This window comes from Mesorhizobium oxytropidicola, assembly GCF_056174625.1.
In genome coordinates this window covers 6,893,778-6,917,221 of sequence record NZ_CM149692.1, presented here as the reverse complement: position 1 = coordinate 6,917,221, position 23,444 = coordinate 6,893,778, and the positions used below count along the sequence as shown (strand labels likewise).

Below are 23,444 nucleotides of genomic sequence, written 5' to 3'. Positions count from 1 at the left end.
CGGTCGTTCTTGGCGTTTGTTGCTCCGGCACCTCCATTGGCGCGTGACACCGTTCAGCGAGAAGCGTATATTGACATAAAGATATCCTTATGTGACATGAATAGGCCTGTCGCCCAAGGGATAGAAAATGTCGCAGAATTCTGCATCGCTGGATGACCTGTTCGGCCCTGTCGCGGCCAAGCCCGACGGCTCGGAAGTGCTCGCGGCGCTGACCGCGGCGGCACGCGAGCGCATTCTCATTCTTGACGGCGCCATGGGCACGCAGATCCAGGGGCTTGGCTTCGACGAGAACCAGTTCCGCGGCGAGGCCTTTGCCGGCTGCGCCTGCCATCAGCAGGGCAACAACGACCTGCTGATCCTGACGCAGCCGCAAGCGATCGAGGAGATCCACTACCAGTACGCGATATCAGGCGCGGATATTCTCGAGACCAACACCTTCTCGTCGACCTCGATCGCCCAGGCCGATTATGGCATGGAGGATGTCGTCTATGCGCTGAACCGCGACGGCGCGCGACTGGTGCGCCGGGCGGCGAGGCGGGCTGAGCAGGAAGACGGCAAGCGCCGCTTCGTCGCCGGCGCGCTGGGGCCAACCAACCGGACTGCCTCGATGTCGCCCGACGTCAACAATCCCGGCTATCGCGCGGTGACCTTCGACGAATTGCGGCTTGCCTATGGCGAGCAGCTGCGCGGGCTGATCGACGGCGGCGCCGACATCATCCTGATCGAGACCATCTTCGACACGCTGAACGCCAAGGCGGCGATCTTCGCTTGCAACGAGATCTTCATCGAGAAGGGCGTGCATCTGCCGGTGATGATTTCGGGCACCATCACCGACCTTTCCGGCCGCACGCTGTCGGGCCAGACGCCGACGGCGTTCTGGCATTCGGTGCGCCATGCCAATCCCTTCACCATCGGCCTCAACTGCGCGCTCGGCGCCAACGCCATGCGCGCGCACCTGGCCGAAATATCTGATACCGCGGACACCTTCGTCTGCGCCTATCCGAATGCCGGCCTGCCCAATGAATTCGGCAGGTATGACGAGAGCCCGGCCTTCATGGCTGCGCAGATCGAGGACTTTGCCAGGGAAGGGCTGGTCAATGTCGTCGGCGGTTGCTGCGGCTCGACGCCGGACCATATCCGCGCCATTGCCGAGGCGGTGAAGAAATATCCGCCACGACCCATACCAGAGATCGAGCGCAAGATGCGCCTGTCCGGGCTGGAGCCGTTCACGCTTGCGGACGAGATCCCCTTCGTCAATGTCGGCGAGCGCACCAACGTCACCGGCTCTGCCAAGTTCAGGAAGCTGATCACGGCGGGCGATTATGTTCCCGCGCTCGATGTGGCGCGCGACCAGGTCGCCAACGGCGCGCAGATCATCGACATCAACATGGATGAGGGGCTGATCGATTCGAAGAAGGCGATGGTCGATTATCTCAATTTGATCGCCGCCGAGCCGGACATTGCCCGTGTTCCTGTCATGGTCGACAGTTCGAAATGGGAGATCATCGAGGCCGGGCTTAAATGCGTGCAGGGCAAGCCGCTGGTCAATTCCATTTCGATGAAGGAAGGCGAGGAAGCGTTCCTGCATCATGCCAGGCTGGTACGAGCCTATGGCGCTGCCGTGGTCGTGATGGCCTTCGACGAGGCCGGCCAGGCCGACACCAAAGCGCGCAAGGTCGAGATCTGCACCCGCGCCTACAAGCTGCTGACCGAAGAGGCCGGCTTTCCGCCCGAGGACATCGTCTTCGACCCCAATGTCTTCGCGGTCGCCACCGGCATCGAGGAGCACGACAATTACGGCGTCGACTTCATCGAGGCCACCGGCGAAATCACTTCGACGCTGCCGCATGTGCATATTTCCGGCGGCGTCTCGAACCTGCTCCTTCTCGTTTCGCGGCAACGAGCCAGTGCGCGAGGCCATGCACGCGGTGTTCCTCTACCACGCCATCCAGCGCGGTATGGATATGGGCATCGTCAATGCCGGTCAGTTGGCCGTCTATGACACAATTGAGCCGGAGCTACGCGAGGCCTGCGAGGATGTCGTGCTCAACCGCGTGCCGAGCGCCGGCGGCACCGCCACCGAGCGCATGCTGGAGATCGCCGAACGCTTCAAGGGCGCGGCCGGCAAGGAAGCAAAGGAGCGCGATCTCGCCTGGCGCGAATGGACGGTCGAACAGCGGATATCGCATGCGCTGGTCAATGGCATCACCGAATTCATCGACGCCGACACCGAGGAAGCGCGGCTGATGGCCGAGCGCCCGCTGCATGTCATCGAAGGCCCGCTGATGGCCGGCATGAATGTCGTTGGCGACCTGTTCGGCGCCGGAAAAATGTTCTTGCCGCAAGTGGTGAAGTCGGCGCGGGTGATGAAGCAAGCGGTGGCGGGTTTGCTGCCGCATATGGAGGCCGAGAAGCTGGCCAACGCCGCCAACGGCATCGACAATGGCGAGCGCCAGACGGCCGGAAAAATCCTGATGGCGACGGTGAAGGGCGATGTCCACGACATCGGCAAGAACATCGTCGGCGTGGTTCTCGCCTGCAACAATTACGAGATCATCGATCTCGGTGTCATGGTGCCGCCGGCAAAAATCCTGCAGACGGCGCGCGAGCAACATGTCGACATCATTGGCCTCTCCGGCCTGATCACGCCGTCGCTGGACGAGATGGTGCACATGGCCGCCGAGATGGAGCGCGAAGGCTTCGACATTCCGCTGCTGATCGGCGGCGCGACGACCAGCCGTGTGCACACGGCGGTGAAGTCCACCCGCGCTACGCCAGGGGCAGACCGTCTATGTCGCTGATGCCAGCCGGGCGGTCGGCGTGGTCTCGGCGCTGCTGTCCAACGACAGCAAGGCGGATTACGTCGAGACGGTGCGGACCGAGTACAAGAAGGTTGCCGACGCGCATGCCCGCTCCGAGGCCGACAAGCAGCGGCTGCCGCTGACCAAGGCAAGGGCCAATGCGCACAAGGTCGACTGGTTAGCCTACGAGCCGCCGAAGCCGTCTTTCACGGGCGTAAAGGTGTTCGAGAACTGGGACCTGACTGAGCTCTCGCGCTACATCGACTGGACGCCGTTCTTCCAGACCTGGGAGCTGAAGGGCCGCTATCCCAAGATCCTCGAAGACGAGGTGCAGGGGCCGGCAGCGCGCCAGCTGTTCGAGGATGCGCAGGCGATGCTGAAGAAGATCATCGCCGAGAAATGGTTCGCGCCGCGCGGCGTCGTCGGCTTCTGGCCGGCCAATGCCGTCGGTGACGACATCAGGCTGTTCACGGACGAGGGGCGCTCGCAGGAATTGGCGACTTTCTTCACGCTGCGCCAGCAACTGACCAAGCGCGACGGCAAGGCCAACGTCGCGCTCTCGGATTTCGTGGCGCCGACCGAGAGTGGCAAGCCTGACTATATCGGCGGCTTCATCGTCACCGCCGGCATCGAGGAGGTGGCGATATCAGAGCGTTTTGAGCGGGCCAACGATGATTACTCCTCGATCATGGTCAAGGCGCTGGCCGACCGCTTCGCGGAAGCCTTCGCCGAACGCATGCACGAGAAGGTGCGCAAGGAATTCTGGGGCTATGCTGCCGACGAGAAGTTGGCGCCGGACGAACTGATCGGCGAACCCTATCGCGGCATCCGCCCGGCACCCGGCTATCCGGCGCAGCCAGACCATACCGAGAAGGCAACGCTGTTCAGGCTGCTCGACGGCGAGCGCAATGCCGGCGTCAGCCTGACCGAAAGCTACGCGATGTGGCCGGGCTCGTCCGTGTCCGGCATCTATTTGGCGCATCCCGAAAGCTACTATTTCGGTGTCGCCAAGGTCGAGCGCGACCAGGTCGAGGATTATGCGCGCCGCAAGGACATGCCGGTCACGGAAGTGGAGCGCTGGCTCGGGCCAATCCTCAACTATGTGCCCGCGCAGTATGCCGAGGCGGCGGAATAGCGGCGGGAGGCTCTGTCGTCTCATCCTGCCGCCATGGCGAGACGCGATGTGTCAATATCGGCATTTGCACTGGCGGCTCGCCTGTGATCCAAGGCGACGATAAATCCCAGGCTTTGCAGTTGGAGCGCTGAATGACCGGATGGACACGCCGCGGGCTCTTGAAAACGGCCGCCATCGCTGGCGCCGGCGGGATTGGTCTCTCGGCCATCGGCAGGCTTGGCAGTTGGGCCGCCGCCAGTCCGGAACCGGTCGTGCTGCAAACGGCGAAAATCCAGGCGAAGCTGATGGATGTCGGCCCGACCAACAATGTGCTGAGCTATGGCAACGCCGGGATGCCGCCGGTGCTCAGGATGAAAAAAGGCGAACCCTTCGCCGCGCGCCTGATCAACGCCATTGATGATCCGACGACCATTCACTGGCACGGCATTCGCGTGCCCAACAAGATGGATGGTGTGCCCTTCCTGGTACAGCCCTATGTCTACACCGGCGATCATTTCGACTATGCCTTCACGCCGCCTGACGCCGGCACCTTCTGGTACCATCCGCACTGCAACACGCTGGAGCAGATGGGCCACGGCCTGACCGGCGTGATCGTGGTGGAAAACCCGAATGATCCGAAATTCGACGCCGAATTCGTCATCAATCTGCGCGACTGGCGTCTTGGCGACGACGGCCAGTTCATCGACCAGTTCCGGCCGCGCGATGCCGCCAGAGCCGGCACCTACGGCACGGTGCGCACCGCCAACTGGCTCGACCAGCCGCAATATGACGCGCCGGCTGGAGGCCTGGTGCGTCTGCGCGTCGCCATCACCGATGTCACCCGCATCTACGCCTTTCGTGTCGACGGCGCCGAGGCGATGGTCATGGCGCTGGATGGCAATCCGGTTCCTGAGCGTTTTACGCCCGATGCCTTGCTGCTTGGACCGGGCCAGCGCATGGAACTCGCCATCCGCATGCCCAACCAGGAAGGCGCGTTGGTGAGCCTGCGGGACGTCAGGGGGACCAAGCCCAAAATCCTGGCGACCCTGCGCGCGACGGGCAGTTCGCTTAAGCGGGACAGCCGCGATGTTGCGCCGCTGGAAGTGAATCCCGTGGCGGAGGTCGACCTCGCCGCCGCCCAGCACATTTCGCTGGTGCTCAGCGCGACGGCGGAAAACGTTCCGAGCGACGGCATCTGCGGTTCGCTCGGCTACAGTTTCTGGGCCATCAACAAGGTGCCGTGGCCAGGCGATACATCCGATCCGACCGCGCCGCTGGCCGAACTGAAGCTCGGCAAGAGCTATGTTATCGACATGGAGAACCTGACGCCGCAATCACACCCGATGCATCTGCACGGCATGAGCTTCAAGGTGCTGTCATCCTCGACGCGGCAGGTTGAGCCGCTGATTTCGGACACCTATCTCATCCAGCCCAATGAGAAGGTGAGCCTGGGCTTCGTCGCCGACAATCCCGGCGACTGGCTGCTGCACTGCCACATCATCGAGCACCAGAAATCGGGCATGACGAGCTACGTCAGGGTGGTCTGAAGCCACGTTTAAGCGGTTTCGTTGGCAAAAGCGGGTGGTTCCCTGCTATGCCGCCTCCAAATCAGGAACCATGGACATCCCTGCATGACCAATGTCGCCTTGACCGGCCTTGCCCGCGATCTCGCCAGCCGTGCCGCCGAAGGCCGCCCGGTGCGCATCGGCGTCATCGGTTCGGGCGAAATGGGCACTGACCTCGTCACGCAAGGCATGCTGATGCCGGGCATTTCGGTTTGCGCCGTTTCCACACGGCGCCCGCACACCGCACGTGACGCCATCCGCATCGCCTATGGCGATGAGGCGATGGCGATCGAAGCCGACGCGGCATCGAAAGTCACCGCGGCCATCGAGGCGGGAAAGATCGCCATCACTTCCAATGAGATGCTGGTCACCAATCCATTGATCGACGTCGTCATCGACGCCACCGGAAAACCGGGCGTCGCCGCCGATTTCGACCTGATGGCGATGGAGCATGGCAAGCATCTGGTGATGATGAATGTCGAGGCCGACGTCACCATCGGCTGTTATCTCAAGCAGCAGGCCGACCGGCTCGGCGTCGTCTATTCGGTCGGCGCCGGCGACGAGCCGTCGAGCTGCATGAGCTGATCGAGTTCGCCTCCGCACTCGGCCTGACCATCGTCTCGGCCGGGAAGGGCAAGAACAATCCGCTGAACCACGACGCCATGCCCGACGATTATCGCGAGGAAGCGATCCGCCGCAACATGAACCCGCGCATGCTGGTCGAGTTTGTCGACGGCTCGAAAACCATGGTCGAGATGTGCGCCATCGCCAACGCCACCGGCCTGGTCCCCGACGTGCCCGGCATGCATGGCCCGAAAGCCGACCGCGACGACCTCGTCAAGGTGCTGATCCCACGCGAGGATGGCGGGCTGCTGCTGAAAAAGGGCGTTGTCGACTACACCATCGGCAAGGGCGTGGCGCCCGGTGTCTTCGTCATCGTCGAGGCGACGCATCCGCGCATCATCGAGCGCATGGACGATCTGCATATCGGCCACGGCCCCTATTACAGCCTGTTCCGGCCCTATCATTTGACCTCGCTGGAAGTACCGCTGACCGCCGCCCGCATCGTGCTGTCCGGCAAGCCCGACATGGTGCCGCTGCCACGGCCGGTCGCCGAGGTCTGCGCGGTCGCCAAGCGCGATCTGGCAGCCGGTGAGACCTTCGATGCGATCGGCGAGACCTGCTATCGCTCCTGGACCATGACCGTCGGCGAAGCCCGTGCCCAGCGCGCCGTGCCGGTCGGCCTGCTCGAGGGCGGCAAGGTGCTGAAACCGGTCAGGAAAGGCGAATTGCTCACCGCCGACAATGCCATGCCTGACCAGACGACAAGGCTGTTCGCCTTGCGCCGACTGCAGGATGAGATGCTGTACGGGGGCTAAGCCTGGGAGCTACCGCTCAAGCTTCGATTCTGTCAAAATCATTGCGTCGAGGACCCGGATGAAGCTCCACATCAGAAATCCGCGCGCACGCGAGTTGGCGAGACGGCTTGCAGACATGCGCAATACTTCGATGGCCAAGGCGGTCATCGACGCGCTTCAATCCGAACTGCGGCGGGAGCAACTCCCGCTCGCCAAAAGGCTCGCTATCATAGCTGACGATCTTAGGGCCAAGGCAGGGGCGGGTGGCCGAACCGTGGACAAGGACGAGATCAGCGAAATGTGGGGACAGCCCTGACTCCTCTCGAACCGTCTCTGGTTTATTTCCCCAACTCGATCGACCGCAATCGCGCCGCCTCGACTGCCTGCGTCAGCAGATTGGTCAGCCGGTCCTCGCCCATCAGCACGCCAAGGGCTGCTGCCGTCGTGCCGTTCGGGCTGGTCACCTGCTGACGCAGCACGCCCGGGTCCTCCCGGCTTTCTGCGGCGAGCGAGGCAGCGCCGTAAACGGTCTGCATGGCGAGCAGTTTGGCGGTTGCCGCTGGCAGGCCCGCTTTTTCGGCGGCGACGGTCAGCGCTTCGATGAAATGGAAAATATAGGCCGGCCCCGATCCCGACACGGCGGTGACTGCATCCATCAGGCCTTCGTCGTCGATGGTGGCCACTTCACCGCTGGCCGACAGCAGGTCGGCGACAAAGCGCTTGGTATCATCCGAGACGAGCGGGTTGGAAAACACCACCATCATGCCCTTGCCGATGGCAGCGGGCGTGTTGGGCATGCAGCGCGCGATCGGCGCGCGGTTGCCGAGGATGTCTTCGAAAGTGGCGACCGGCGTGCCGGCAGCGATGCTGACGAAGGTGGTGCGGCCGTCGCCAAAGCGCTTGTAGGCGGCAGTGACGTCGCGGATCACCTGCGGTTTCACCGCGATGACGACGAGGTCGGGCACCGCATCGGCGGGAATCTCACTGGCATCCGCGGCTGTGGCGCAGCCAAGCGTTGCAGCGCGCTGGCGCAGATCGGCATTGGGCTCGACCACGAAAACCGCCGATGGCGCAAGCTTGCCTGATTTCAGCCAGCCCGAGAGCATGGCGTAACCCATATTGCCGCAGCCGGCGAGAACAAGCCTGATCGTCATTGAAAGCCCTCCGAAGGAAGGCCCTGACATAGACGCTCGCGGTTCCCTGGGGAAGCCCTGTCAGGACAGACGGGGAGGGCTCCGCACCGCGATCGGCCGCAGCGACACTTGCCTCAGGCCAAGCACGCCGAGCACGAAGAACAGCCAGACCGGGTCGCCGCGATGGAAGAAGAAGCTTTCTAGGAAAGCGTTGAGCGCGGTGAACAGCACCACCATCATGAAGAAGTCGCCGAGAAAGATGTTTTCCCTGCGCAGCGGAATGCGCATGTAGTCGCGCAGCGGCGCGATGAGGAAGGTGTAGACCGCCACGCAAAGGGCGGGGATGCCCATCAGCACGGCGATGTCGAGATAGCCGTCATGGCCGTGCACGATGGTCCGGATATCCCAGGGCCGGTCGAAGGGCTGGTCCTGGTTGAGCAGCAGCGGCGTGCCCCAGAAGCTTTCATAGCCGTAGCCGGTCCATGGCTTCTTCACCAGCATCGAGCCGGCGAACTCCCACAGCGTCGTGCGGCCGGTATAGGTCATGTCGGGGAAATAGATCGCCGCCAGATGTTTCACCGGGGGCAGGAAGACGATGCCCAGCGTGCCGACCGCCGTGGCGATGATCGCCAGCGCAAACAGGATCGGCGTGCCGAGCCGCATGCCCATCAGGCTCGGCAGTACCACGATCAGGATCGAGAACGGCACCAGGCCGGCAGTCGTCTTGGAACCGGTGTGCAGCATGAAGACCATCGCCGCGCAGAAGATCCCCGCGCCCCACCAGCGCTGCCCGCGCCGGTAGAGATAGAGGCCGGCGAAACTGAAGCAGGCCATGATCGGGCCGGCGATGTTCTTGTGGGTGAACACGCCGCGCCACAGGCCGGCATGTTCCGGTTCCTGGGAATCGGCGGTGTGCATCGCCTCGTGCGGAAAGACGATGAGGCCGAGGTAGGAAAGCCCCATGACCACGACCGCGGTGAAGATGATGACTTTCGAAAAGGATTCGGCATCGCGCGGCAGCGCCAGGATCGTTGCCATCGTCAGGATGCCGATCATCGTGAAGGATGCGGCGCGCATCGCCGAGGGCGGGTCGGTCGCCAGCACCACCGACAGGAAGAAGAAGCCCAGCATCAGCACCCATGACGGGCTGAGCAGCGAGCGCACGATGCGCGGATCGGCAAAGGCCATCAGCGAAAAGATCGAAACGGCACCGAGCGAACCGAAGCCGAGCTGGTTGACGATGTCGCCGCCGTCGCCGGTGAGTTCGGCGCCGGCCGGCTGGAACGGGCGGAAGGACACCATGATGACGGTGAACAGAAGTGCGGCGATCGCGGTCGCCACGCCGTCGCGCGTGAACGCGTCGCTGAGCGGGGCGCGCTCAGTTCTTCTCGGGCTGGCGATACTGCTCATTGGCATATCCGAATTCGGCCAGCACGCGGCCCAGCGCCACGTGGACGGGGTAGATGGCGATCGCCGGAGATCCGGTCTGGACCAGCCCGAACAGGCCGCGAAACGGCGAGGCGGCCAGCAGCGCCAGGCTCTTCGCCAACACCTTGGCGCCGGCCAGCGGCGTGCCGGCGCGTTTCTTCTTCTCGACCAGTGTCGAGATGACGCCGTTGCGCAGGCTGCGGGCCCGGACCCAGTCGGCCTCGACACGCCGCGCCGGAACGGTCTCCCGCACCTTGGCCTCGGCGCACCAGCCGAGCACAAAGCCCCTTTGCGCCGACCGGCTGAGAAAGTCCGAGTCGCCGCCGCCCATGAAATTGAATTTGAGATCGAGGAAGGGCGGCCCCATGGCGACCAGCACGTTGCGCCCGACCAGAAGATTGCCGGACGAATAGAGCGCCGGCACGCGTCCCGTCGCCCGGTAGGGCGGTGCGAAGACAGGATGTTCGGCCCATTTCGCATGGGCGGGATCGGCGAAGACGGGCACCTGCGGGCCGCCGACAATATCGGCGCCGAGCCTTTCGGCAGCCGCGCACATACGTTCCAGCCAGTGCGGATCGGCGATCTCGTCATCGTCGATGACCAGCAGATGCCTGAAGTTCGGGAAGTGCAGGATCGCCGTCTGCCAGCCGGCATTGTAGGCGCTGCAATTGCCGCGCTCATGCGCGATGATGACCATGCCCGGCATCTCGCCGCGCTCGAACAGCGGCAGCACCGCCTTGGCGCCTTCCCGCGCCTCGGCTTCGTTCTCCATGATGATGACGGCAAAGCGCCTGCCGGTCAGCTGCGCGCGCAGTGACGCCAGCGTTTCCAGCACCTGTTCGGGCCGCTTGAAGGTCGGCAAGGTGACGACCACTTCGACTGCCTCCACGTCAAGCCGGGGAGACCGTCCAGCGATCGATACCGAACCATCCGATGGCAAAGGGATCATCCGAGTCCAGCCACATGGTGAGTCGCGCTCTGGTAGCACCACGATGATAAGGTTTCGTTAATCACCTTGCGCGGAGAGGCCCGTCAGGCAGGGGCTTTTCGGCCGTTGATTGTACTCGCTTAATCAAGGGTTCACCGCGCTTTGCTACCGGCTACACCACAGGATAGGTGAGATGCATCTGCTGTTCGCCACATCGATCGTGCCCGACGGCGCTCTCGCCTCGGGCTACGAGATCGCCAATGCTGCGATTATCGCCGCCTTGCGGCGCGCCGGCGCGCGCGTCACGGTGATCGGCTTCACCTGGCCCGGGAGAGCCGCGGCCGACCCCGAAAACACCGTGGTGCTGGGTGCCATCGACGTGCGCACGGAAAGTGCCTTCGCGCTGCAAAAACTCGCCTGGGTCGGCAAGGCGATGCTTTCAGGCCTCACCTTCGCGTCGGTCAAGCTGCGCGCGGTTTCCGACCACGATGTGAAGGCCGCCATCGAACAGGTCGGACCGTTCGATGGCTATGTGCTGAATTCCGTACAGTTCGCCGGTGCCTTCGAAAAGCTCTTCGAAGACAAGCCTTCGATCTTCGTCGCCCACAATGTCGAGCATCTCTCGGCGCGTGAAAACGCGGCTGCCGCCGGCGGCCTCTTCCAGCGCCTGCTGTTCCGTCGCGAGGCAAGGCTGCTCAAAGTTATGGAAGAGCGTCTCTGCCGCCGTGCGCGCTTTGTCTTCACCCTGGCCGAGGAAGATCGCGCGGCACTTGGCGTCGCTGCCGCCGACCGCTCGGCGGTGCTGCCGCTGGTGACAGGCGCCAAAGCGCCGACCCGGAAAGGCCAGCGCCGGATCGACTGCGATGCTGCCTTGATCGGGACCTGGACCTGGCAGCCGAACCGCATCGGCCTCGACTGGTTCCTGGGCAAGGTGGTGCCGCATTTGCGGCCGGATTTCCGCATCCGCATCGCCGGCCACATGCCTTCCGGCGTCAGCTCGGCGCATCCGGGTGTCCAATTTGTCGGCCGGATCCCGGATGCCAGGGATTTCGTGTGCGGCGCGGCCGTCATCCCGCTGATCAGCACCGCCGGCAGCGGCGTGCAGCTAAAGACCATCGAGACTTTCGAACTCGGCCTGCCGTCGGTTGCCACCAGCCGCTCGCTGCGCGGCATCGACCATCGCCCCGACAATTGCGTCGTCACCGACGATCCAGCTGATTTCGCCAGGGCACTGGAGGCCGCGGCGGCCGATATGCGGGATGTCGATGGCAGCGCATTCCATCGCCAGCAGATGAAGGCGCTCGATACCGCCATCCGGCATGGCTTGGAAAAACTAGGCATGGTCAGGCAGGAGGTGTTTGCATGAACATGCACACCGCCCGCGCCGTGTTCGGCCTCGACAGCCTGAAGGCGATTCTCGGCATCTCGGTGCTCGCCATCCGCTGGGATGACGCCATCGCCCTGCTGAGCCGGCTGATCGCCGAGCGGCGCTTCACCAAGGTCAGTTTTCTCAACGCCCACAATGCCAACATCGCCCGGACCGATCCGGTCTTCGCCGAGGCGCTCGACGATTTCCTCATCCTGCCGGACGGCATCGGCGTCGATCTCGCCGCCAAGATTCTCTATGGCGCGCCGTTTCCAGACAATCTCAACGGCACTGACTTCGTGCCGGCCTTCCTGCAGGCCTCGACGCGGCCGCTGACCGTCGGGCTGCTCGGCGCGACGCGCGTCAACGCCGAGGCGGCATCGGTCAAGCTGGCCGCCCTTGCCGTGCAGCACAATTTCGTGGTCATTCATGACGGCTATTTCTCCGCCGAACAGGAGCCGGAGATCATCGGCCGGATCGCAGCGCTGCGGCCGGATATGCTGCTGGTCGCCATGGGCGTGCCGCGCCAGGAACTGTGGATCGCGCGCCACATCGACGAACGCCACTGTACCATGCCGGTCGCGGTCGGCGCGCTGCTCGATTTCCTGAGCGGCTCGGTGCCGCGCGCGCCGTTGTGGATGCGCCGCCTGCGCCTGGAATGGCTGTTCCGGCTGGCGGTCGAGCCGGGCCGGCTCTGGCGCCGTTACGTGGTCGGCAATCCTGTGTTCCTGTGGCGGGTCGTCAAGCAGAGATGGTCGCGCGGTGCCGAAACGGCCGGAGAGCTCCGTTGAACAAGCGGTTCGTTCCAGACGCCCTTACCGGCCCGGGCCCGTTGCCGAAGACGCCGACAGCAGCAGTGGTGACGGCAAGCTATGCTCCGGACTTCGAGCGTTGCCGGCTGTTGTGCGAGACCTTCGATCGGCATGTGTCCGGTGCCGCGCACCATTACATCCTGGTCGAACATCGCGACGTCGCGCTTTTCCGTCAGTTGGAGACAGACCGGCGCACCGTTGTCGACGAGCGTGACCTGCTGCCGCGCTGGCTGCATGCTTTCGACGATCCGCTCAGCCTGTTTCGCCGACGTGTCTGGCTCAGCCTGAGGACGCAGCCGCTGCGCGGCTGGCACGTGCAGCAATTGCGCCGTATCGCCATCGCAGCGCACGCCAGGGAAGACGTTCTGGTCTTCTGCGATTCCGACGTCGCTTTCCTCAAGGCGTTCGACTGCTCCGCCTTCTGGCGCGACGGCAAGGCGCGGCTTTTCCGCCGCGACGGCGTGCTTGCGGATGACGGTCACGACGAACATCGCATCTGGTCGCGCAATGCAGGTTCGGCACTCGGCATCGACCGCTCGCGGACGTCGGTTCACGATTACATCTCGACACTGATCGCCTGGCGCCGCGACACTGTGCTTGCCATGTGCGGCCAGATCGAGAAGGTGCATGGCCGCGACTGGGTCGAGGTGGTCGGCCAGGCGCGCAAATTCTCCGAATGCATGATCTATGGCCGCTATGTCGACGATGTGCAGGACGGCGCCGGCCATTTCCACGGTTCGGACGAATTCTGCCGCGTCCACTGGACCGGCGAAGCACTTTCGGATGACGAGTTTCGCCGCTTCGTTGCCGGCATGGCGCCGGAGCAGGTGGCGATCGGCATGCAATCCTTCATCGGCACCGATGTCGGCCGCATCCGCCGCCTGATCGGGCTGGCTTAGCCGGCGCAGGAATTCAGGTCAGGGCGAGCCGAAAATAGTGGCTTCCGAGAACCGGAGTGGAGCGTACTTTTCGTACGTGAGCTCAGTTCTACTGCGACGCAGTAGAACGGGGAAGCGCAGGACGCCGCCGTTTGCAGGCCGGCCTCACCTGAATTCAGATTGCTTTCGCCGGCTTGCGCATTGCTGAATAGGTCAGCAGCATCGAGGCGAGATAGAGCAGCAGGAAGACGATGTTGAGCGACAGCACCAGCGTCGACGTGTCGGAGATGGTGGTCAGCACATAGGTCAGCAACAGCGCCTTCAGCGCGGCGAGCAGTCCGAGATTGATCGCCCGCACCAGGGTCTGGCCGCGCGCGAAGAGGAGCTCGGCCTGGTATTCGACCAGATTGCGCAGTCCCGGAACGCAGATCGCCAGCGCCACCAGAGGCGCGGCCTCGGAGACATTCCTGCCAAGCGCGTTGGGGAAGAAATGCAGCACGATGCCGAGCGCCAGCAGCGCCAGCGTTGAAACGAGGAAGACGCCGCCCTCGATGCCGCTTTTGACCGTCAGCCGCGACAACAGGTCCGGCGCGCGCATCATGCGTTGCACCAGCATCATCGAGAAGGTGCGGATCGGGATCGCGGTCAGGTCGACCAGCCGCATGATGATGGCATAGATGCCGGCCAGATGCGGGCCGCCGATCGCCAGCACCAGCAGCTTGTCGAATTCCGATTGCAGGTAGAACAGGATTTCGGCGCCGGCGACGTAGAGGGAATCGGCCAGCCGCCTGAGATAAAGTTCGATGCGCAGCCGCAGTCTTTGGCGCGGATAGAACCAGCCGAAAGCCAAAAGCAATGAGGCGGCGTTGGCGCCGATATAGAACCACGACCACGCCCAGATGCTGTGTTGCGCCGAGACCATGAACAGCACCGCGCCAAGCGCCCGGAATGCCGTTGCTACGATCGCCAGTATGGCGGCGCGGCCGAATCTGCCAGCCCGTTGTTGACGATCAGCGCCACCTCGACCGGCCGCCACAACAGCGCTTCGGCAAACACGATCGCCGAAAACACCGACAGCGGCACGGTGCCGGCGAAGAAGATCAGGTAGACGCCGAACGAGGCCGCGGCCAAGAGCGGCAGCGAGACGATGCCGAGCAGCAGGAAGCCGGCGGTGAAGGTGCCGATCAGATTGGGGCGGATGGTGGCGGTGCGATAGAGCGCCGAGATGAAACCGAAGGCCAGGATCCGCGACAGCATCACGCCGGCCGCCGAAGCGGTGGCGAACATGCCGAATTCGGAGATGGACAGCGTGTTGGCGAGCGCGATGAAATAGGCCAGCGAAAACACCAATCGCCCGCCGGCGCCGCTGATCGCGGAAAAATAGTCGCGCACCAACCCCCGTCGCTCGGCCACGAAAGTGCCGATCCGGGCGAGGGGCCGCCTTTGCGGTATGCCGCGAGCTTCGGTCATGTCTGGGAAGCCATAGGCGGGAAAGCTTAACGTGCCGTTCTGGAGCCTTGATGCGCCGAGATTCCAGCGCTTGAGGTTATGAAAAGCTTACCCGCCGGCCGGCCAAAATTAACCTTTTGTTTCCTATGCTTGTTTAGCGTGACTTAACGAATAGCCGACCGCCGCTGCCCAGCGGCCAAAGAGTAAAGCTCCAAGACAATGGTCGACAGGGAAAACCGTGAAGACTGGAGGCGCGAGCGTTCCTTGCTGGCGCTCGGCCAGGCCATGCGCGGTGAGGACGACCCATCCCTGGTCTCGATAGGCGATCGGGCAGATTCGGCATGGCGTGAGGACGCCGCCACGCGCCATCGTCTTGCCCGCTCGCAGCGTGAGGCGCGGGCAAACCCAAATCCGTCGGCCGCCGAAACAGAGCGGTTCCGGCCAGAGCCGGAAGCCCCCGCGCAGGATCGCGCTGGGCGCTCACAGGATGACGACGACGCCGGCGATCTGCCGCCGGCCATGCCGTATTCAAGCCAGGCCGCTGAAGAGCCTTCCGGCAGCGCTCGCTCGCATGACACGTCCGGATCCCGCCATAGGGGCGGAGCGGATACATCCTCTGGCGATCGCAGGGACGACCAGCAATGGAAACCGCTGATCGATCCGATGCAGGTGGTGCGCGGCATTGCCAGGTCGAAGCTGCTGATCATCACCACCACCCTGATCGGTGCCGGGCTCGGCATCGCCATCGCGCTGTCGACGCCAAAGAAATATGAAGCCACCGCCGAGCTGATCGTCGATCCGCGCGACCTCAAGCTCACCGACCGCGACCTCACCCAGAATGTGGTCGCTTCCGATGCCACGCTCGCCATCGTTGAAAACCAGGTCCGGGTGCTGACCTCGGGCACTGTCCTCAACAAGGTCGTCGACAAGCTCAACCTGAGCAACGATCCGGAGTTCAACGGCCAGGGTGCCGGCGGGTTTGGCATCAGGTCTCTCATTCGTTCGATTCTTCCGCACCAGGATGGCCCGAGCGGCGCTGACGAGGTCCGCCGGCGTGCGCTCGCCGTCGGCAATCTGGCCGAAAGCCTGTCGGTCGAGCGCGGCGGCAAGACCTTCGTCATCACTGTCAGCGCGATCACGCAGAACGGCGAGAAATCGGCTCTCATCGCCAACACAATGACAGATGTGTTTCTGCAGACCTTTGGTCAGATCCAGTCCGACACGGCGGGCCGCGCAACCGACGAACTGACGGCAAGGCTCGATGAACTGCGCAAAGGCGTCGAGGTGGCCGAGCGCAAGGTCGAGGAGTTCAGGGCCTCGCATGATCTTGTCGACGCACAGGGCCATTTGATCAGCGACGACGAGATGCTGAAGCTCAACGAGCAGCTCTCGGTCGCCCGCGCCCGCACGCTGGAGCTCAATGCAAGGGCGGCCTCGGCGCGCTCGATCGACGTCAATTCGGTTCTCTCCGGCACCTTGCCGGAAGAGATCAACTCCAACACGATGAGCGATCTGCGCTCACAATATGCGACGCTCAAGCAGGAGGCGGACCGCGCAGCCATCCGGCTTGGCCCGCGCCATCCCGAACTCCAGGCGCTCAACGCACAGATCGCCGGCGCGCGCGACCGCATCGCGGGCGAATTGCGCCGCATTGCCTCCTCGCTGCAGGTCGACCTGAAACGCGCCGTCCAACTCGAGCAGGATCTCTCCTCCCGCCTTGCCCAGCTCAAGGTGCGTAGTGGCGACGTCAACAACGACCTGGTGTCGATGCGCGAACTGGAGCGTGAGGCCGCCGCCAAGCGCTCCGTCTACGAACAGTACCTGCTGCGCGCCAAGGAGACCGGCGAACAGAAGGACATCAACACCGCCAACATGAATGTGATCTCCAAGGCTTTCGCGCCGCTCGAGGCGAAGGGGCCGTCGCGAGCCTTGATGGCACTTGCAGGCCTGCTGCTCGGCTTTGCCTCTGGCGTTGGCCTTGGCGCCATGCGCGGCGCCTATGAAAGCCTGCGCGAGACCGCGACATCGCGCTCGCGCCGCGACCGCAAGGCGCCCCTCGAGGAGCAGGCATTCCGGGCAGCACCGCCGCCCGCGCCGCCAATGCCGGCCGCACCGGTACCTCCAGCGCCGCCACCCCCTCCGCCTGCACCACCACCGCCCGTGGTACAGGCCAAAGCCGCTCCCGTCGAACGGCCCGGGCGCATCGCCGCGCTTATGGCAAAGCTGCGCAATGCCGTATCCCGCAAACCCTCCACAGAGGCGGATGACGACGAGTTCGCCGCCTTTAGTGGAAACACGCAGCCGGCGGATGCTGTCATGCCCTCGGGTGTCCCCAACACGGAGTCCGCCTTCATGCCTCGGCCGTCAGACTATGCGCGGCCGCCTTTCCCGCCAGGCTTCGATGCCGCCTATTCCCAGCCGATGGGGCCGCCATCGCGGTCGCCCCTGATGCCACAGCTGCCGCTCTATCCGCCGCCGCCCTATCCCTCTGCGCAGCAGCCGGGCTATCCGCAGATGCAGCCATGGCAGGCGCCACCGGCAGGCAGCCCCTACGCCCAGGCCACGGCGCCCTATGCTGGGCATACGCCGTATCCGCCGCAGCCCGCTCCGCCGCAACCGCAGGCCTATCCAGCCCAGCCACCGGCTGAGCCTTCGCCGGCCGAGGAAAGCGCCGAACAGGCGCCGATAGAGGAAATTCGCGCCAGCCTGCGCGAATTCCGCGAGGCGGTTCGCGAACTCACCGAGAGCCGCACCCGCCGCCGCTACTTCTGAGCCACAAGATACATCGCCGAGGCCGAACAAAACCATCCTGGTTTTCGCGTAAACGGCATGGGACGGCGCTTTGGCGGGATTGCGTGCCGGAATTTTCGTGACAATGCCGCGCTGCATGGTGCCGCCGCCGCGGCATTCTATTCGCGAAAGCGGCGTTGGGTGAAACAGTGTTGAGGATGGTTCATGGCCGAAGTGATTGACGGAAAGAGCGTTGCCGAGGATGTGGTGCGGACGGTCAAGACGCTGACCGCCGAGCTGGTCGCCAAGGGCAAGGCCAAGCCTGGTCTGGCCGTGGTCATCGTCGGCGAGGATCCGGCGAGCCAGGTCTATGTCGCTTCCAAGTCGCGCACCGCCAAGGAATGCGGCTTTCATTCGCTGCAGCACACGCTGCCGGCGGAGACCTCCGAGGAGGCGCTGCTCAAGATCATCGGCGACCTCAACGCCGATCCGGGGGTTAACGGCATCCTGGTGCAGCTGCCGCTGCCCGCCCATATCGACGCCGGCAAGATCATCCAGACGATCGCACCGGAGAAGGACGTCGACGGCTTCCATTTCATCAATGTCGGCAAGCTCGGCACCGGCGAACTCGACACCGCCTTCGTTCCCTGCACGCCCGCCGGCTCGATGCTTCTGATCGAGCGCGTGCGCGGCAAGGACCTGTCCGGCCTCAACGCCGTCGTCGTCGGCCGCTCCAACATCGTCGGCAAGCCGATGGCCAACCTGCTGCTTGCCGCCAACTGCACCGTCACCATTGCCCACAGCCGCACGAAGGACCTGCCGGCGCTTGCCCGCACGGCCGACATCCTTGTCGCCGCCGTCGGCCGGCCGGAGATGATCAAGGGGAACTGGGTGAAGCCCGGCGCCACCGTCATCGATGTCGGCATCAACCGCATTCCGGCGCCCGAGAAGGGCGAGGGCAAGTCGCGCCTCGTCGGCGATGTCGCCTATGCCGAGGCGGCCAAGGAAGCCGGCGCCATCACGCCGGTGCCCGGCGGCGTCGGGCCGATGACCATTGCCATGCTGATGGCCAATACGTTAGCTTCTGCCTACCTTGCGGCCGGATTGAAGCGGCCCTCCTTCTGAGCCCGGGTTGACCCTGAAAGCGCCAGTTTTGCCGAACCCCACCATTTCCCCGGAACGGCCGGTCACGACAGATCCCGTTCAAGGTGGCCGGCAGTTCGCCTTTCTGCTGGTCGACAAGTTTTCCATGTTCTCGCTCGCCGCCGCGATCGACACCTTCCGTTCGGCGAACCGCCTGCTCGGCCGCGATTTCTATGGCTGGACCACGGTGTCGGCCGACGGCGATCCGGTGATGGCATCCAACGGCCTGCCGCTTAAGATCGACTATGCCGTCGCCGACCTGCCGCCGGTCGACATCCTGTTCGTTTCGGTCGGCCTGACGACCGAATTTCCCGGCAAGAGCAAGGTTCTGGCGGCCTTGCGCAGCTGGGGCCGGCGCGGCAATGCGCTTGGCGCGCTGTCGGTCGGGTCCTATCTGCTGGCCGAGGCCGGACAGCTCGACGGTTACCGCTGCACCATCCATTGGGAAAACCGCGCCGGCTTCATGGAGCGCTTCCCCGACATCAACTGCACCGGCAATGTCTTCGAGATCGACCGCAAGCGCTACACCTGCGCCGGCGGCACCACCTCGATCGATCTGATGCTGGAGATCGTGCGTGGCGATTTCGGCTCGAACCTCGCCAATGGCGTCGCCAACCAGTTCCAGCACGAGCGCATCCGCTCGGCCGGCGACCGCCAGCGCGTCGGGCCGGAGCGCGACCTGACCGGCAAGTCGGAGAAGCTCAGGCGCATCGTCGAACTAATGGCCGACCACCTGGACGAGCCGCTCTCGGCGGTGCAGCTCGCCAAATCGGCCGGACTTTCGGTGCGCCAGGTGGAGCGCCTCTTCCTGCGCCACCTCAATGTCACGCCCGGCCGTTATTACATGCGGTTGCGGCTGGAGCGGGCACGCGAATTGCTGCGCCAGACCAACATGCCGATCCTCGACGTGGCGATCGCGACCGGCTTCACCTCGCATTCCTATTTTGCCCAGAGCTACCGGCTGCAGTTCGGCAGGCCGCCCTCGGAAGAGCGCCGCACCACCTATTGATCTGGACTCCGTTCTAGGCTCGGAGACGCCCGCTGCGGGCGATCTTCCTGCACGAACACTCTGTCACCGCTCAAACACCTGAGCGACATGGCGGCGCGCCCGGGCTTGTGTCCTGACGTCGCGTCAAATAGCTTCCCTATGCGGATGAGGGGGCTAACTCAGGAGATTTCGATGGCGGTACTTGCGCGGGGCGTCGCTGCGGCGATCCTCCTGTTTTTCATGACGACGTTCGGCTTTGCCGCAAACAAGGTCATCATCATTCTCGATGCTTCCGGCTCGATGTGGGCGCAGATCGACGGCAAGCCCAAGCTCGAAATCGCCAGGGAATCGCTGAGGACCGTGCTTCAATCGGTTCCCGCCGACGATGAGATCGGCTTCATGGCCTATGGCCATCGCGAAAAAGGCAGCTGCGACGACATCCAGCTGATCGTGCCGCCCCAGGCGGGCTCGGCGAGCGCCATCACGGATGCCGCTGACAGTCTGAAATTCCTCGGCAAGACGCCGCTGACGGCGGCGGTCAAGCAGGCAGCCGAAGCGCTGAAATACACCGAGGACAAGGCGACCGTCGTCCTCATCACCGACGGGCTCGAAACCTGCGGTGGCGACCCCTGTGCGCTCGGCAAGGAACTCGAAGCGTCCGGCGTCGACTTCACCGCCGACGTCGTCGGCTTCGGCTTGACCGCCGATGAAGGCAAGCAGATCGCCTGCCTCGCCGACAACACCGGCGGCAAGTACATCCAGGCCTCGGACGAGAAGGCGCTGCAGGAAGCGCTGGTCGAGACCGTGGCTGCGCCCGCACCAGCCCCTGCGCCGGCCCCAGCCCCGGCTCCCGAACCAGCACCGGCGCCTGCGCCGAAAGCGGCCGAGGTCGACTACAACCTCATCCCGCAAGCGTTCTTGAAAGAGGGCGGCGAGGTGCCGAAGATCGACGTCTACTATGAGGTCTTTCCGGACGATGCCAAGGGTGTCGGTGGAGACCATGTCAACGACGGCTACAACTCTGTCAAATTCCACGTTCCCGCTGGCAACTACATCGTCGTCGCCTCGAGTGGTGCCGCCAAGGCGCAGCAGAAGGTCACGCTGACGGCGGACAAGGCAACGGAGCTTGCGCTCAATCTAAACGCCGCGGAGCTGTCGATCCACGCCCGGCCGGCGCCGGGGGCCGAAGTCGACCGCAATGCGCAGATCAGCATCGCCTATCCCGGCGGCACGTCCGACGCCAACTACGGCGAGGTCAACTACGTCGTCTCGGCCGGCGAGACCAAGGTTACCGTGAAGCTGGGGGCCGGCGAGGCAAGCGAGACCATGCAACTAGTCGCCGGCCAGGTCGTCGACAAGGACATCATCGTCGGCGTCGGCAAGGCCAAGGCCAACGCCTTCTACACCCAGGGCGGTGAGAAGGCCGAAACCGATGTGGGTTGGAAGGTGTACAAGGCCGCCAAGAAGCTCGATGGCTCCCGCGATCAGGTGACCTACGCTTACGGACCCGACAGCCAGTTCGATCTGCCTCCGGGTGACTATGTGATGGGCGTCGATGTGCAGGCCGTGTCCACGGAACAGCCTTTTAGCGTGACGGTCGGGCAGATGACCGATGTCAACGTGACGCTGAACGCCGGCGTCCTGGCTGTCGATGCGCCAGGCGCTGACGGCTTCAAGATCTTTGAAGCCAAGAAGAATATCCAGGGCGAGCGCAAGCAGGTGACCTACGCCTATGGAGAGAAGATGCAGACCACGCTGGCGGCGGGCGACTATGTGCTCGTGACCAATTTCACCACCGACAAGGCCGACAAGGAAACCCCTTTCACGGTCAAGGCCGGCGAGCGGAGTGAGCTCAAAGTCCAGTAGCATCAGGACAGGCAAAAGGGCGGCTCAAGGCCGCCCTTTTCATTCGGAAATCAGAGAGCTCAAGCCGTTCCGAAGGCGCTGGCGCCATGGTCGGCACGGCCCACCAACTGCCGGAAGCCGGCGAAAAGCTCGCGGCCAAAGCCGAACTCATTGCCGATGAGATCGGCTTCCGCTGTACGGCGAAGCGCGAATTCAGGAGCCGAGACAAACACCTCCAGCGTTCCAGCATCGGCGTCGAGGCGGATGATGTCGCCGTCATGGATCCTGGCGATCGGCCCGTCCTCGACTGCTTCCGGTGTCACATGGATCGCCGCCGGCACTTTGCCGGAGGCACCCGACATGCGCCCGTCGGTGACCAGCGCGACGCGCTGACCACGGTCCTGCAGGATGCCGAGCACGGTGGTCAGCTTGTGCAGTTCCGGCATGCCATTGGCCTTCGGCCCTTGGAAGCGGATGACGGCGATGAAATCGCCGGTCAGCGTGCCCGCCTTGAAGGCATCATTCAGGCCCTGCTGGCTGTCGAACACCTTGGCCGGTGCCTCGATGAGGCGCCGTTCCGGCTTGACGGCGGAGGTCTTGATGACGGCATGGCCGAGATTGCCCGCCAGCACTTTCAGGCCGCCCGTCGGCTGGAACGCCTTGTGGAACGGCGCCAGCACCTTTTCGTCACCGCTGGCCTGCGGCGATGCCTCGCGCACCACGGAGCCATCTGCGCCGAGCTTTGCCTCGACGGCGTAAGGCCGCAGGCCTTCGCCCCACACCGTCTGCACATCCTCGTGCAGGACGCCTTCGTCAAGCAATTCGCGGATCAGGAAGCCGAGCCCGCCGGCGGCATGGAAATGATTCACGTCGGCAAGCCCGTTCGGATAGACCCGCGCCAGGAGCGGCACCGCTTCCGAGAGGTCGGAAATATCCTGCCAGGTCAGTGCGATGCCGGCCGCCGCCGCCATCGCGATCAGGTGGATGGTGTGGTTGGTCGAGCCGCCGGTGGCGTGCAGGCCGACGACGCCGTTGACGATCGAGCGCTCGTCGATCATCCGCCCGACCGGCGTATAGGCGCTGCCGAGCGCGGTGATCGCCAGCGCCCGCTTCGTCGCCTCGCGGGTCAAGGCCTCGCGCAGCGGCGTGCCGGGATTGACGAAGGATGCGCCCGGCGTGTGCAGGCCCATGATCTCCATCAGCATTTGGTTGGAGTTCGCCGTGCCGTAGAAGGTGCAGGTGCCCGGCCCATGGTAGGACTTGGACTCGGCTTCCAACAGTTCGGCGCGTCCCGCCTTGCCCTCGGCGTAGAGCTGGCGAACCTTGGCCTTCTCATCGTTGGGCAGGCCGGTCGTCATCGGTCCGGCCGGAATGAACACCGCCGGCAGATGGCCGAAGGTGAGTGCCGCGATCACCAGTCCCGGCACGATCTTGTCGCAGACGCCGAGGAACACGGCGGCGTCGAACATATTATGCGACAGGCCGACCGCCGCCGACATGGCGATCACGTCGCGCGAAAACAGCGACAGCTCCATGCCGGGCTGGCCCTGCGTGACGCCGTCGCACATCGCCGGCACGCCGCCGGCTACCTGGGCGATGCCGCCAGCCTCGCGCGCCGCTTCCTTGATCACGGCAGGGTAGGTCTCGAAGGGCTGATGCGCCGACAGCATGTCGTTGTAGGAGGTGATGATGCCGAGATTGGGCACCTTGTCGGCGCCGAGCGCCAGTTTTTCCGAGGGGCTGCACACCGCAAAGCCGTGGGCGAGGTTGCCGCAGGACAGAACCGACCGGTTGGCGGTCTGGTTCGACGCCTCAGCGATGCGGCCGAGATAGCGCTCGCGGCCAGCCTTCGAACGTTGGCGGATGCGCTCCGTGATGGCTTCGATGTCGCGTCTTGCGGTCATGG

General features: G+C 64.3%; 13 protein-coding genes and 3 pseudogenes. 11 read left to right on the top strand and 5 right to left on the bottom strand.

All coding sequences use genetic code 11. The annotated features are described in order from the left end of the window. Window positions 1-127: 127 nt before the first annotated feature. The 4 genes and pseudogenes from metH (at window position 128) to AC0V8S_RS34345 (ending at window position 7,154) form a co-directional block, all read left to right on the top strand. Window positions 128-3,936, top strand: a pseudogene (gene metH, locus AC0V8S_RS34360) (methionine synthase). 131 nt (window positions 3,937-4,067) lie between these two features. Next, complete coding sequence (locus AC0V8S_RS34355; RefSeq protein WP_475436063.1) at window positions 4,068-5,462, top strand: multicopper oxidase family protein; 1,395 nt, start codon at window positions 4,068-4,070, stop codon at window positions 5,460-5,462. Between the two features lie 84 nt (window positions 5,463-5,546). Beyond that, window positions 5,547-6,859: pseudogene (locus tag AC0V8S_RS34350) on the top strand (NAD(P)H-dependent oxidoreductase). A gap of 115 nt (window positions 6,860-6,974) precedes the next feature. Further along, window positions 6,975-7,154 (top strand): transcriptional regulator, encoded by a 180-nt coding sequence (locus tag AC0V8S_RS34345; RefSeq protein WP_244661535.1) that lies wholly within the window; start codon window positions 6,975-6,977, stop codon window positions 7,152-7,154. A 22-nt stretch (window positions 7,155-7,176) separates the two neighbouring features. Here AC0V8S_RS34345 and proC read toward each other — a convergent pair whose 3' ends face one another. From proC to AC0V8S_RS34330, 3 genes are read right to left on the bottom strand one after another with little or no spacing between them, the layout of a single operon-like run. Beyond that, on the bottom strand, window positions 7,177-7,992 hold the full coding sequence (gene proC, locus AC0V8S_RS34340) for a pyrroline-5-carboxylate reductase (protein WP_183456382.1): 816 nt from the start codon (window positions 7,990-7,992) through the stop codon (window positions 7,177-7,179). Window positions 7,993-8,052: 60 nt separating this feature from the next. Next, complete coding sequence (locus AC0V8S_RS34335; protein WP_475436061.1) at window positions 8,053-9,381, bottom strand: O-antigen ligase family protein; 1,329 nt, start codon at window positions 9,379-9,381, stop codon at window positions 8,053-8,055. After that, window positions 9,350-10,348, bottom strand: coding sequence for a glycosyltransferase family 2 protein (locus AC0V8S_RS34330; protein ID WP_475436059.1), 999 nt, complete (start codon window positions 10,346-10,348; stop codon window positions 9,350-9,352). Before AC0V8S_RS34330 ends, AC0V8S_RS34335 begins: the two co-directional genes overlap by 32 nt. Window positions 10,349-10,520: 172 nt before the next feature. Between AC0V8S_RS34330 and AC0V8S_RS34325 the strand changes: the two genes are divergently transcribed. Genes AC0V8S_RS34325 through AC0V8S_RS34315 form a run of 3 tightly spaced genes read left to right on the top strand, consistent with a single transcriptional unit; the run spans window position 10,521 to window position 13,404 of the window. Continuing rightward, the gene (locus AC0V8S_RS34325; RefSeq protein WP_475436058.1) at window positions 10,521-11,693 is read left to right on the top strand and encodes a glycosyltransferase family 4 protein; all 1,173 of its coding nucleotides are present in this window, start codon (window positions 10,521-10,523) and stop codon (window positions 11,691-11,693) included. After that, window positions 11,690-12,484: a WecB/TagA/CpsF family glycosyltransferase gene (locus tag AC0V8S_RS34320; RefSeq protein ID WP_475436056.1), complete on the top strand. Its 795-nt coding sequence runs from the start codon at window positions 11,690-11,692 to the stop codon at window positions 12,482-12,484. Before AC0V8S_RS34325 ends, AC0V8S_RS34320 begins: the two co-directional genes overlap by 4 nt. Further along, window positions 12,481-13,404: a DUF6492 family protein gene (locus AC0V8S_RS34315; protein ID WP_475436054.1), complete on the top strand. Its 924-nt coding sequence runs from the start codon at window positions 12,481-12,483 to the stop codon at window positions 13,402-13,404. The genes AC0V8S_RS34320 and AC0V8S_RS34315 overlap by 4 nt, the downstream gene beginning before the upstream one ends. Before the next feature lie 154 nt (window positions 13,405-13,558). On the opposite strand, the pseudogene AC0V8S_RS34310 reads toward AC0V8S_RS34315, so the two are convergent. After that, window positions 13,559-14,853, bottom strand: a pseudogene (locus AC0V8S_RS34310) (lipopolysaccharide biosynthesis protein). A 198-nt stretch (window positions 14,854-15,051) separates the two neighbouring features. Here AC0V8S_RS34310 and AC0V8S_RS34305 point away from each other — a divergent pair. From AC0V8S_RS34305 to AC0V8S_RS34290, 4 genes are all read left to right on the top strand, one after another. Further along, on the top strand, window positions 15,052-17,604 hold the full coding sequence (locus AC0V8S_RS34305) for a GumC family protein (protein ID WP_183456396.1): 2,553 nt from the start codon (window positions 15,052-15,054) through the stop codon (window positions 17,602-17,604). Window positions 17,605-17,787: 183 nt separating this feature from the next. Then, entirely contained in the window at window positions 17,788-18,687 is a 900-nt protein-coding gene (gene folD, locus AC0V8S_RS34300) for a bifunctional methylenetetrahydrofolate dehydrogenase/methenyltetrahydrofolate cyclohydrolase FolD (RefSeq protein WP_183456398.1), read from the top strand. A 7-nt stretch (window positions 18,688-18,694) separates the two neighbouring features. After that, window positions 18,695-19,714, top strand: coding sequence for a GlxA family transcriptional regulator (locus tag AC0V8S_RS34295; protein ID WP_010914105.1), 1,020 nt, complete (start codon window positions 18,695-18,697; stop codon window positions 19,712-19,714). Between the two features lie 171 nt (window positions 19,715-19,885). Next, window positions 19,886-21,559: a vWA domain-containing protein gene (locus AC0V8S_RS34290; protein WP_475436051.1), complete on the top strand. Its 1,674-nt coding sequence runs from the start codon at window positions 19,886-19,888 to the stop codon at window positions 21,557-21,559. Window positions 21,560-21,618: 59 nt separating this feature from the next. Here the strand turns inward: AC0V8S_RS34290 and edd are convergent, their stop codons facing one another. Next, window positions 21,619-23,442, bottom strand: coding sequence for a phosphogluconate dehydratase (edd, locus tag AC0V8S_RS34285; protein ID WP_475436049.1), 1,824 nt, complete (start codon window positions 23,440-23,442; stop codon window positions 21,619-21,621). Between the last annotated feature and the right edge of the window lie 2 nt (window positions 23,443-23,444).

Coding starts and splice junctions, on each gene's coding strand:
- AC0V8S_RS34335 (WP_475436061.1), bottom strand. CDS start 9,381: ATGAGCAGTATCGCCAGCCCGAGAAGAACTGAGCGCGCCCCGCTCAGC.
- AC0V8S_RS34320 (WP_475436056.1), top strand. CDS start 11,690: ATGAACATGCACACCGCCCGCGCCGTGTTCGGCCTCGACAGCCTGAAG.
- AC0V8S_RS34330 (WP_475436059.1), bottom strand. CDS start 10,348: ATGATCCCTTTGCCATCGGATGGTTCGGTATCGATCGCTGGACGGTCT.
- AC0V8S_RS34290 (WP_475436051.1), top strand. CDS start 19,886: ATGGCGGTACTTGCGCGGGGCGTCGCTGCGGCGATCCTCCTGTTTTTC.
- AC0V8S_RS34345 (WP_244661535.1), top strand. CDS start 6,975: ATGCGCAATACTTCGATGGCCAAGGCGGTCATCGACGCGCTTCAATCC.
- edd (WP_475436049.1), bottom strand. CDS start 23,442: ATGACCGCAAGACGCGACATCGAAGCCATCACGGAGCGCATCCGCCAA.
- AC0V8S_RS34305 (WP_183456396.1), top strand. CDS start 15,052: ATGGTCGACAGGGAAAACCGTGAAGACTGGAGGCGCGAGCGTTCCTTG.
- AC0V8S_RS34355 (WP_475436063.1), top strand. CDS start 4,068: ATGACCGGATGGACACGCCGCGGGCTCTTGAAAACGGCCGCCATCGCT.
- AC0V8S_RS34325 (WP_475436058.1), top strand. CDS start 10,521: ATGCATCTGCTGTTCGCCACATCGATCGTGCCCGACGGCGCTCTCGCC.
- proC (WP_183456382.1), bottom strand. CDS start 7,992: ATGACGATCAGGCTTGTTCTCGCCGGCTGCGGCAATATGGGTTACGCC.
- folD (WP_183456398.1), top strand. CDS start 17,788: ATGGCCGAAGTGATTGACGGAAAGAGCGTTGCCGAGGATGTGGTGCGG.